Source organism: Tenacibaculum sp. M1.3A, assembly GCF_057732375.1.
In genome coordinates this window covers 1-11,992 of record NZ_JBYJEF010000005.1, presented here as the reverse complement: position 1 = coordinate 11,992, position 11,992 = coordinate 1, and the positions used below count along the sequence as shown (strand labels likewise).

Sequence of the window (11,992 nt, the reverse complement as noted above, 5' to 3'; positions counted from 1 at the left end):
TTTTTCATTTTCATCAACCTTATAAAAAGGCAGTCGTAAAAAACTATATAGTTTGCGTGTTTAAACACAGCTAATATACAAACTATTCATTTCTATTACAAAGAGTAAACAACTAACGGAAAGTGTTATATTTATAAATAAAAGTAAAAAAACAAGTAAAACAAAGGGCGGAGTTTTCTTTTTTATTTTTAATAAAACTAAAAAAAGGGTGAAAACACCTTTATCATATAAAGGAATTCCTTTTATAAAAAAAAGAGTTTTTCTTACCGCGTAAACAACAATTCTCTATACTTTGTTAAAGGCCATAAATTATCATCAACCATAAGCTCTAGCTTATCGCAATGATAACGGATCTCTGCAAAAAAAGGTTTTACTTTATAACAATAACTGTCTGCATTTTCTTGACCAATGAGTTTGTTTGATTTTTTGCGTTCTTCGGTCATTTTCTCAATTTTCGAGTTAATTTCCGCTATATGAATCGATATTGTTTTAATTAAATCAATCTGTTCTTTAGCATATTGCTCAAACCCTTTTCCGAAAATCTCCTTTAATCCTTTTACATTTTCTATCAATGTATTTTGATATTGGATTGCCGTGGGAATCACATGATTTCTTGCAACATCTCCTAAAACCCTACTTTCTATCTGAATCCGTTTAGAATATTCTTCTAATTCAATTTCATGACGTGCTGCTACCTCTACTGTATTCATCACATTCATTTCTGTAAAAAGTGAAATAGCTTTTTTAGAAATTTTAGCTTTCAATGCTTCGGGAGTTGTTTTATTATTACTTAACCCTCGCTTTAAAGCTTCTTTTTCCCATGCTTCGCCATAACCGTCACCTTCAAATCTAATTTTCTTTGATGCTTTAATATACTCTCGTAGCACATTAAAAACCGCCTCATCTTTTTTCAGCTTTTTAGCATCTATCAATTCGTCTACCTCTATTTTAAACTCTTTTAATTGCTTTGCTATAATCGTGTTTAAAACTGTCATAGGTCCTGCACAATTAGACCAAGAACCAACAGCACGTAGCTCGAATTTATTTCCTGTAAAGGCAAAAGGAGATGTTCTATTTCTATCTGTATTATCTAATAAGATTTCAGGAATTTTACCTACAATATTCAACTTTAAATCTGTTTTCTCTTGCGGTGATAATTTTCCTTTTGTTACATTTTCTAACTCATCTAATACAGCAGATAATTGCGAACCTATAAATACAGATATAATTGCTGGCGGAGCTTCATTAGCTCCTAAACGATGATCGTTACTTGCACTCGCTATTGAAGCCCTAATTAACTCTTCATAATCATGAACTGCTTTTATAGTGTTTACAAAAAAGGTTAAAAACTGTAAATTTTTCATTGGTGTTTTACCCGGACTCAATAAATTAATTCCGGTATTCGTTGCTAATGACCAATTATTATGCTTTCCAGAACCATTAATTCCTTTAAATGGTTTTTCGTGAAATAACACTTTAAATTGATGACGTTGCGACACTTTTTCCATCACATCCATTAATAACGAATTATGATCTACCGCTAAATTTGCTTCTTCAAAAATTGGCGCCAATTCAAACTGGTTCGGAGCAACTTCATTATGACGTGTTTTCACAGGGATTCCCAGCAACATGCATTCCTGCTCCAAATCACGCATAAAACTCATCACTCTATCAGGAATCGATCCAAAATAATGGTCATCTAATTGTTGGCCTTTTGCTGGTGAATGCCCCAACAAAGTTCGTCCTGTCATCATTAAATCAGGGCGTGCAGACATTAAAGCCGTATCTATTAAAAAATATTCTTGCTCCCAACCTAATGTAGCGTTCACTTTCGAAACATTTTTATCGAAATACTTACAAACCGCTGTTGCAGCTGTATCCACAGCCTGTAAAGCTCTAAGCAAAGGCGCTTTATTATCTAAAGCTTCCCCTGTATACGCTACAAAAACAGTTGGTATACATAAGGTTGTACCGTATATAAATGCTGGCGATGTTGGATCCCAAGCTGTATAACCACGAGCTTCAAAAGTATTTCTAATTCCACCATGCGGAAAACTAGAGGCATCTGGTTCTTGCTGCACTAACTGTTCTCCATCAAAACGCTCCATTGCACCACCTCCTTCAATAGTATCAAAAAAAGCATCATGCTTTTCAGCTGTTGCTCCTGTTAAAGGCTGAAACCAGTGTGTATAATGTGTAGCTCCTTTAGACAGCGCCCAATCTTTCATGCTTACCGCTATTTGATCGGCAACTCTTCTATCTATTTTACTTCCAAATTCAACTGCATCCTTAACACTCTGATAAGCATCTCTAGTCATATACTGACGCATTGCTTGCTCATTAAAAACATTTTTTCCGAACAATTCAGAACGACGTCCTTTTTCTTCTATAAAAACAGGTTTTCTATGTAAAGTTTCTTTTAAAGCGCTAAATCTTAAAGTTGACATTGTATATGGTGTAAAATTCAATATCAAAAATACAAAATATAATCTATTTTATATAACACCCCATAAAAAATAGGGGCAAGATTAAATTAAAGTTAATTTTTAAAGTTTTACCCCTATAAATTTTAATATTAAATATAAAATATTCATTTTTGTATTGAATTTCATTATTAACTCATTCTGATATCATCATGGCAAAAATTAAGCTAGAGTACATTTGGTTAGATGGCTACAAACCAACACAAAACCTAAGAAGTAAAACAAAGGTTGAAGAACACGATAATTTTCAAGGAACAATTGAAGAGATAGGTAATTGGTCTTTTGATGGATCTTCTACAAAACAAGCTTCTGGTGGAGCTTCAGACTGCTTGCTTGTTCCTGTTGCAATTTATCCAGATCCTGCAAGAGATAACGGTTATTTAGTTATGACAGAGGTTATGAATGCTGATGGTACACCGCACGAAAGTAACGGTAGAGCTACTATTGATGATAATGATAATGATTTTTGGTTTGGTTTTGAGCAAGAGTATTTTATTATGGATACAGCAACTCAACTACCTCTAGGATTTCCCATAGGTGGTTACCCAGGACCACAAGGAATGTATTATTGTTCTGTAGGCGGAAGAAATACACATGGTAGAGATTTCGTTGAAGAACATGCTGATTTATGTATTGAAGCAGGTTTAAATTTTGAAGGAATTAACCAAGAGGTTGCCTCAGGACAATGGGAATACCAATTATTTGCACAAGGAGCAAAAAAAGCGGGTGACGAAATTTGGATCTCGAGATACTTATTAGATAGATTAACAGAAAAGTTTGGTTATTATATTGAGTATCACCCTAAACCTGTAAAAGGAGATTGGAATGGTTCTGGAATGCATGCCAATTTTTCTAATGAAGTTTTAAGAACCTGTGGTTCTCAAGAAATATATGAAACTATTTGTGAAGCATTTAGACCTGTAACTAAAGAACACATTGCTGTTTACGGAGCTTACAATGACGAACGTTTAACAGGTTTACACGAAACAGCTTCTATAACAGACTTTAGTTTTGGTGTTTCAGACAGAGGAGCATCAATACGTATACCAATAATTACTGTAGAAAAAGGCTGGAAAGGATGGCTAGAAGACAGAAGACCTGCTTCTAACGGTGATCCTTATAAAATTGCAGCGAGAATTATTAAAACAGTAAAACCAGTGAGCGAACAATTCAAATAAATTATTTCCATAACAACACACACTAACAACAACTAAAAAGCCTTTAAATTAATTTAAAGGCTTTTCTGTTTTATATAATCAGAACTGTATCTGTTGTATGTTTTAATTCGAATGATTTCTGATAAAGAATAACATCGAAAACTACTCTAAAAGGTTAAGTAATATAAATTTTATTTAAAAGCTAAATAGATAAAAGAAACATACCCTATTAGCAACACAAAACCTTTGATTCTACCTATTTCATTTTTCTTATAAAAATAAGCCATCGGCAATAAAACAAAAGCAAAACCCAACATCCAAAATATATCTTTACTTAATATTTGTGGCTCGGTTACTTTTATAGTTGTTATCATAGAAGTTAAACCTAATACAGAAGCTATATTAAAAATATTAGACCCTAACAAGTTTCCTAAAGATATTGCCTTTTCACCTCTTATTGCCGCTATTACTGAAGCTGCTAATTCCGGAACACTAGTTCCGATAGCAATCATCGTTACAGATATCACTCCTTCACTAATTCCTTGATTTCTTGCCAATGTTTTTGCGCCGTCTACCAATAATTCAGAGCCGAAATACAATGCTAATCCGCCGATTAACAACCAAACGATTATTTTAAAATAACTTACCACCGCCAGTGCATCATCTACCTCTTCACTGCTTTGATCTGATTTTGCATTTTTTATTAAATAAACTAAAAACAACGCTAAACCAATCAATAAAACACCACCTTCAATAGCATTTAAATCATTGTTATAACTCAACATTCCCCAAAGAGCTAGAGAAAACAACATCATCACTGGCCAATTTATTTTATAAAAATCTTTACTTATTGCAATAGGACCAATTAACGCTGTTATACCTAAAACCATTCCGATATTAGCAATATTAGATCCAATAACATTGTTTATGGCAATTGCCGGAGAACCATCTAAAGCAGCCTGTAAACTAACTAACAGCTCTGGTGCTGATGTTGCAAAAGAAACCACCGTCATACCAATTACCATTTTAGAGATATTCAACTTAAAAGATAATCCCACAGAAGCACGAACTAAAAACTCACCTCCAAAAACCAACAAAATCAATCCTATTATTATATATACAACACTCATGTAATATTATTATTTTTTGCGAAGATACTGCTTTGAATTCAAAAATTACAACCTTCAAATACATCAAAAAAACACCATTATCTAATTTTTAAAACAATACTTTTTTTTGCGCTATCAATAATCAAACAACTAAAAAAAGCTGCTATTTAAACACTTTTTTCTTTAGTTTTAAGTATTCATTTAAAAACACCCTTTATTTTATTACATTTCGAAACACTAAAGCAACCTACATGTTAATAATCAAAACAATTAATAAGTAAATTATGTTTCACATTAAAACAGAATACACTTTTTTACATTAAAACCTAAATACAAACTAATTAAATTATCCTCTATTTTTTGGAAGTATGATTCTCTTTGATATATATTGATAAAACAATTCCGGAATCAACTAATATCAACCTATTAAAAACACTAAAAACTATGATCGCTATTACTCTTAAATTAATTACTATTGCAGTAAAAATTGCAACTATACTAACACTTATATATTAATCAACTTTTAAAATAAAACTATATATTATGCTAACATTTATCGGAGTATTATTAATTATTACAGGGTTAATTACCATTGTATTAAATTCAATTTTTAAAAACAGTAAAATACTAAACTGGTTCACCTTACAAAGAAGCATTCAACTAACCATACTTGGTGCTCTTATGAGTATTATAACAGGAATGTTTTTTTATGCTGATGCAGGTACAGCTTATGCCGTACAATTTGTTTCTGGTGGAGACAAAATGATTACCACACAAGGTTTAAAACTTAAATGGTGGGGTAGAATTATTCCGCTTTCATACGAAACATCAATAAAAGATATTATTGTTGACGACGAAAGTGAACTTCCAAAAAGCGATAGAGGTATTTATAACCGAAAAGCTCAGAAGTGGGAATTCAGTGACGCAATTAAAGCAGAAATAAGTACCTCTGTAATTGTTGGAGTTAACATCAACGACGAGGAAGTTTTCTTGAATATGGCAGACAGAAACAGAAGTGAATCTAAACTGATATATGGAAGAGTTTTACCCAATATTGATGCTGCTATTAAAAACACTTGCAAACTAATGGATGCACAAGACTATATTTCTGGTCAAGCATCTGATTTCGACAGGTATTTTAGAGATCAATTAGAAAACGGAATGTATCAAGTAGAGCAATATTATGAAGCAGAAAACATGAACGAAATTGTAGGTGACACTACCACTATTCGAAAAATAAAGGTTGGGAAATCTAGTAAACAGAAAAAGTTTAGGATAAAAAGAAGTGACGATGGTACAATTATTAGAGATAATTCTAATACTTTAAAACAATATGGTTTAAAAATTTACCAAGCTCAAGTAACAGGTATCGATTGGGAAGCTTCTTTTGATGAACGTTTAGATTTACAAAAAAATGAAGTTGCACAAACACAACTTGAAAAACAACAAGCAGAACGCGAATATTATAGAGCAAAAAAAGAAGTCGCAAAAGGAGAATCTGAAAAAGCTAAGGAAAGAGCTCGTTTAGAAAAAATTCAAATTCAACAGACTATAGAAGCTGAAACCGAAGCAAAAGTTGCTGGTTTTAACTTAATCAAAGAAAAAAAACAATACGAAGTTGAACAATACAAAGCAAAAAGCAAAAAAGTTGCTGCTGATGCCATGTATTACGAAAACTCTAAATTAGTTAGTGCAGGTTTAACTCCGCAAGAAAAAGCAGAATGGGAATACAAAACTGCTGTTGGAGTAGCGGGCCAAATAAAAGATTTACAACTACCATCTACATATATTGAAGGTAGTAAGAGCGGAAATGGCGGAAACTTGTTACAATCACTAATTGGAGCTGATCTTGCCAAAAAAATGATGGACAGCAAAAAGTAAAACCTTTTTATTGAGCTGAGTGGAGTAATCCTTATTACTTCACTCAGTTTAACAAATTATTTTTCAGTATTTTTGATACAGAATTATAACCTATAATGAAAAAACCACTTTTTAAATTTTTAGCAAAATTAAATAAAACGATACTCCCTTCTTTTACGCAAAAAGAATTAGATATTTCTAAAGCTACAAAATTTCAATTAGCAATTATTGGATGGCGTGCTTTTGTAACCATAAATTCATTAGACTAAAAACCTATAATTATGAAAGAACATATAAAAGTATATACAGGAACCACTATTTTAACAAACAGATTAGCTTATTTACTTGACGAAGCTAAAATAGCAACTTTAATTAAAGACGGTAAAGAATCTGGTAGATTAGCAGGATTTGGAACAACACACAATTCTTGCGAGTTATTTATATATAAATCTGATTCTGAGGCTGCTCAGAAAATAATAGATAATTTTAAGCTAGAGGTTAATTAATTTTAAAAAATAAAAAGTAAAAAAAATGTTTTTTTGCTTTTTTAATTAAAAAACATCTGTATATTTGCACCCGCAAAACGGCCTCGTGGCGCAACTGAATAGCGCACTTGATTACGGCTCAAGAGGTTGCTGGTTTGAATCCAGCCGAGGTCACAAAAAAAAACCACATATTAATTTATGTGGTTTTTTTATTTTAATAAATACTGTAGATTATATACTTATAATAAAACATCAACTAGTTACTTTTAGTTTTTTAACTTTATTTAAAAAGCAAAAACACGAACGTCTATTCTGTTGATATTCCTGTTTACTATATTCATTTTGATTTGAATCATCTCAATTATTTAATAATTGACTTTCTCCAAAACCTAAGGCACTTTTAATTCTGTTTGATACAATACCTATAGAAACTATAGAACCTCTTGTAAAAATAGTTTCATCACCAAATAAACGCTTATTATATTGCTTAGTTCCTCTACAATCACAGTATGTGGTTCTGTTTTTATTATCATTTAAGGGTAAATTTTCATCACTCAAACAATATGCTTTAATTTATATTCTGCAACTTCTATGATACTAGATCAAATCGATATCAAAAAAATTAATAATTCTTTGGTATTCGATAGTTAAACAACCAAATTTGTTTAGAAAACAAGAGCGTAAAAAAACCTCAAAGTAATTACTTTGAGGTTTTTTTATGATTATGCTAAAGAAATATTAATTAGTTGCTTTTACATTTTTTACTTCATTTAAAATGTAAAAATAAGAGCGTCTATTTTTTTGATGTTCCTCTTTACTACATTTACTTTGATTTGCATCATCACAATTATTTAATAACTGACTTTCTCCAAAACCTAAGGCACTTTTAATTCTGTTTGATGATATACCTCTAGAAATAATATAATCTCTTGTAGAAACGGCTCTATTGCTCGATAAACGTTTATTATACTGCTTTGTTCCTCTACTATCAGTATGTGACTCTATTTTTATCTGCATCTCTGGGTGATTTTTCATCACCGATACAATATGCTCTAACTCATATTCTGCATCCTCTCTAATATTAGACAGATCGAAATCAAAGTAAATAGGATTAATAACTATTTGATCTTCTATAATAAGAGATTCTAGCGTTAAATTTGCTTTAATCAACTTATTATTTACGTCTATTGTTTTTACTTCTTTTTGCCCATCTTTAAAATCTTCTTTTGAAGCTACTACTGTAAAATTGTTTTCACAATCTATTTTAGTAAAGACATAACTACCATCTTCTTTTGTTACTTGTTTTGAAATAGGATTACCTTCTGAATCAATCAATCTAACCTCTACATTTAACATCGGATTACCTGTACGTGAATTTGTTACAACACCTTCAATATTTTCCTTACAGTCAAAAATCAAAAAACTATAAATATCATCATCTCCTTTACCTCCTTTTCTGTTTGAAGAGAAAAAACCTTTACTTCTTTCTTTATTTATTACAAAAGAAAAGTCATCTAACGGACCATTTACAGGTGACCCTAAGTTTACTGGATCTGAAAATTCTTCATTTTTAATTTTTGACTCAAAAATATCTAATGCTCCTAACCCTATATGCCCGTCTGATGCAAAGTAAAGCGTATTATCAATACCTACAAAAGGAAACATTTCTCTACTTTCTGTATTAATTTGCTTACCTAAATTTACAGGCTTACCATATTTACCTTCTTCTAATATAGCTACTTTATAAATATCTGTTTCTCCAAACCCATCAGGCATATCTGAAACAAAATACAATGTTTTTTCATCAGGGCTTAAAGCTGGATGACCATAAGAATAATCATCTGTATTAAAAGGTAATTCTTTTACATTAATCCATTTACTATCTTTTTTACTTGCTTTATATATTTTTAAATGAGTTGTTCGTTGCTCATCTCCCTTTAATTCTTCTCCATCAAAGTTATCTCTTGTAAAATACATTGTATTACCATCATTAGTAATTACAATGTTTGATTCATGATACTTTGTTGTTAAATCTTTTAATCTTTCAGATACAGAAATATCTAAAACTTTATCATCCCCTATTTGTTTTAGCTCTGAACTATATATATTTAAAAAAGGTTGATTATTCCATTCATATAATTTATCCTCTTTTTTTAGACCTAAAGGTTTTGTTGAAGCATAGTATAGTTTGTTTTCATATATAAACCCTCCAAAGTCCGAATACTTTGTATTTGTAGCAACATTGTGTACGTTAAAATAAATCTTCTCTCTATTTGTATATTCTACAAAATAATCTTGATTTTCATCTAAGGCTATCACACGACTATCTGTTGCCTCTATCCCTTTTATTTTTTGCAACCATTTATCGGACTCTGATACTTTACCATTACTTTTTAATGCCTGTGCATATCTAAAAAAATGCTTTGTAGTTTCTTCTTTTTCAAAATTTTTCATTAATTTTTCATACCAAGCCTCTGCTTTTAGAAATTCTGCGTTATAATAATATGAGTCTGCTAACCTACTTACAACTACTTGTGATGTATCTCCTTTCTGATACAAAACTTCGTAAAGTTCCGCTGATTTTTTATAAGCAAACTCTTTAAAATATCTGTCTGCTGCATATTTTCGTTGCCCAAAACTAACAACGCTGGTAATTAAGAATACGAATAGTATTATTTTTTTCATCTGGTATTATCTTTAGAAGAATCTTGGCGATTTCATTGTTTGTTGCTTAAAAATCTCGTAACGAAGCATTAATTCATATGTTCCTGAATTATAATTACTATAATTTGATGTTGTTAAATCATATGCAAAACCAATATACAGTTCTCTACTTGCCTGAAAACCTAATAAAGCACTTAATGAATCATCCCATCTCCACGCTAATCCTGCTGTAAATTTTTCTTTAAATAAGAAGTTTGCAGACACATCTATAGACAAAGGCGCTCCTGTTACTACTTTTGCTAAAGCTGCTGGTTTAAATTTTAAATCTTCATTTATATCAAAAACATAACCTGCTATTAAAAAGAAATGCAACCTTTCTTCTGCTACATCACCTCCGTTTGCAGTATCATCATAATGATCTGTTCTTAATAAATTAGGAACAGCTAAACCAACATACCATTTTGGTTTATAAAAATAAACACCTGCCCCAATAGTTGGTAAAAACTCACTAATATTATTAGATAAATCAGCATCTGGATTTTGTGATATCCCTTTACTCCAATCAACACTTAAGTGCCTTCCTCCTAGCTTTAATCCGAAGGCTAAATTCCCATCATTACTCGTACGGACAGTGTAAGAAACGTTCGCGTCTAGATAAATTTCATTTGATGGTCCTATTCTATCATTAGTCAAATTAACACCTAATCCAACGCCGCTATATCCTAAAGGAGTATCATAACTTAATGTTTGGGTATCAGGTGCTCCGTCTAAACCAACCCATTGAGTTCTTCCTAATAATGTTATTGTTGTATGACCTCTAGAACCTACATATGCAGGGTTTACACTCATTGTATTATACATATATTGAGTATACTGTGGGTCTTGTTGTGAGTAAACAACACCTGACAAACTTAACAACAGTAACATTGTTATTTTTATATGAAAATTAATTTTACTCATACCTAAAGTATTTCATTTTATAATTTATATTTATTTTATCTATTTATATACAACCATCCTGATGTAGGTTCTGAACCATCTCCTAAATCTAACACATAGAAATAGGTTCCTACAGGTAACTTACCTTCTTCATTAACCGTTACTCTACCATTTGATATTCCTACAAACGATACATCTTTATTATTATAACCAGAAGCTTTATAAACTGTATTACCCCATCTATTGTATATTTCTAAAGTATTGTTAGGAAAATTCTCTATACAATCAATCACAAAAATATCATTGTTTCCGTCACCATTAGGTGTAAATTCATTAAATATTTTTATGCATGATATTTCATCTCCGAAAACAGTATCATCTCCATCTACACTATCTGCAATTCCATCGCCATCTGCATCAGTTCCACTATCGCCTACTGTTCCGTTTCCACCATCCGTTGGGTCAGTTGGATCCGTATCGTTTACATCTGTGTTACCTGCATCACCAAAGTTTCCGTCGTCTTCATCTACTTCATCTAAAATTCCGTCTTCATCACTATCAGCTCCGTCAACAATCCCATCATCATTAGCATCTGACTCTTCGTTTCCGCCTTCTACAACATCGTTGATTCCGTCGTCATCACTATCTAAATCTTGATAGTCTGGTACCCCATCGCCATCGCTGTCAGTATTATCTGGCTCTCCGCCGTTTCCTTCTCCGAAGTTAGCATCGTCTGCATCCACGCTGTCTACAATTCCATCGCCATCAGCATCTAATCCGTCTGCAATTCCGTCGTTATTAGCATCAATATTATCATCTTCTATAACATCGTTGATTCCGTCGTTATCGCTATCTAAATCTTTATAATCTGGTACCCCATCGCCATCTGTATCTGGCTCTTCATCTGCATCTACTGATGCGTCTGCTTGACCATCGCCATTTGTATCAGCTCCTGATGCCCCATCATTAGCGTCAATAACTCCGTCGTTATTAGTATCTAAATCACCATTTCCGCCTTCATCTACATCTAAGATTCCGTCATTATCACTGTCTAAATCTAAACTATCGATAACTCCATCACCGTCTGTATCTCCGTTTCCTTCTAATGCATCTGGTATACCGTCGTTATCATCATCTATATCATCTGCATCATCTATTCCATCGCCATCAGTGTCGATTCCAGGTGCAGGGTCTACCTCTATTACAATTACATCTACTGTTGTTGTATCACAGTTACTTGGTACTGCTATTTCACAAATGGTATACGTTAATGTGTAATTTCCTGAAGCTGTTCC

The 11,992-nt window shown here is 32.0% G+C and carries 10 protein-coding genes and 1 tRNA gene; 5 read left to right on the top strand and 6 right to left on the bottom strand.

Going from position 1 to position 11,992, the window contains the following annotated elements; genetic code table 11:
- Window positions 1–263 precede the first annotated feature (263 nt).
- Window positions 264–2,447, bottom strand: a complete 2,184-nt coding sequence (locus AC28QF_RS08885; protein ID WP_488201674.1) for a glutamine synthetase III family protein — start codon at window positions 2,445–2,447, stop codon at window positions 264–266.
- Between the two features lie 188 nt (window positions 2,448–2,635).
- On the opposite strand from AC28QF_RS08885, the gene AC28QF_RS08880 reads away from it, so the two are divergent.
- Window positions 2,636–3,661 (top strand): glutamine synthetase beta-grasp domain-containing protein, encoded by a 1,026-nt coding sequence (locus AC28QF_RS08880; RefSeq protein WP_488201675.1) that lies wholly within the window; start codon window positions 2,636–2,638, stop codon window positions 3,659–3,661.
- 170 nt (window positions 3,662–3,831) lie between these two features.
- Here the strand turns inward: AC28QF_RS08880 and AC28QF_RS08875 are convergent, their stop codons facing one another.
- Window positions 3,832–4,770 carry a calcium/sodium antiporter gene (locus AC28QF_RS08875; RefSeq protein ID WP_488201676.1) on the bottom strand — a complete coding sequence of 313 codons (939 nt, stop codon included), beginning with the start codon at window positions 4,768–4,770 and terminating at the stop codon, window positions 3,832–3,834.
- A gap of 522 nt (window positions 4,771–5,292) precedes the next feature.
- On the opposite strand from AC28QF_RS08875, the gene AC28QF_RS08870 reads away from it, so the two are divergent.
- The 4 genes from AC28QF_RS08870 (at window position 5,293) to AC28QF_RS08855 (ending at window position 7,268) form a co-directional block, all read left to right on the top strand.
- A complete protein-coding gene (locus AC28QF_RS08870; RefSeq protein WP_488201677.1) occupies window positions 5,293–6,630 on the top strand; it encodes an SPFH domain-containing protein in 1,338 nt (445 codons plus the stop codon).
- Between the two features lie 95 nt (window positions 6,631–6,725).
- Entirely contained in the window at window positions 6,726–6,878 is a 153-nt protein-coding gene (locus AC28QF_RS08865) for an SsrA-binding protein (RefSeq protein ID WP_488201678.1), read from the top strand.
- A 12-nt stretch (window positions 6,879–6,890) separates the two neighbouring features.
- Entirely contained in the window at window positions 6,891–7,115 is a 225-nt protein-coding gene (locus AC28QF_RS08860; protein WP_488201679.1) for a putative signal transducing protein, read from the top strand.
- Window positions 7,116–7,194: 79 nt separating this feature from the next.
- Window positions 7,195–7,268 (top strand) — tRNA-Arg (locus AC28QF_RS08855).
- A 183-nt stretch (window positions 7,269–7,451) separates the two neighbouring features.
- Here AC28QF_RS08855 and AC28QF_RS08850 read toward each other — a convergent pair.
- The 4 genes from AC28QF_RS08850 to AC28QF_RS08835 all read right to left on the bottom strand — a co-directional run.
- Complete coding sequence (locus AC28QF_RS08850; RefSeq protein ID WP_488201680.1) at window positions 7,452–7,652, bottom strand: hypothetical protein; 201 nt, start codon at window positions 7,650–7,652, stop codon at window positions 7,452–7,454.
- Window positions 7,653–7,832: 180 nt separating this feature from the next.
- Window positions 7,833–9,779: an OmpA family protein gene (locus AC28QF_RS08845; protein WP_488201681.1), complete on the bottom strand. Its 1,947-nt coding sequence runs from the start codon at window positions 9,777–9,779 to the stop codon at window positions 7,833–7,835.
- A 12-nt stretch (window positions 9,780–9,791) separates the two neighbouring features.
- Entirely contained in the window at window positions 9,792–10,718 is a 927-nt protein-coding gene (locus tag AC28QF_RS08840; protein ID WP_488201682.1) for a PorP/SprF family type IX secretion system membrane protein, read from the bottom strand.
- Window positions 10,719–10,753: 35 nt separating this feature from the next.
- The coding region (locus AC28QF_RS08835) for a T9SS type B sorting domain-containing protein (protein WP_488201683.1) at window positions 10,754–11,992 on the bottom strand (1,239 nt) is incomplete at its 5' end.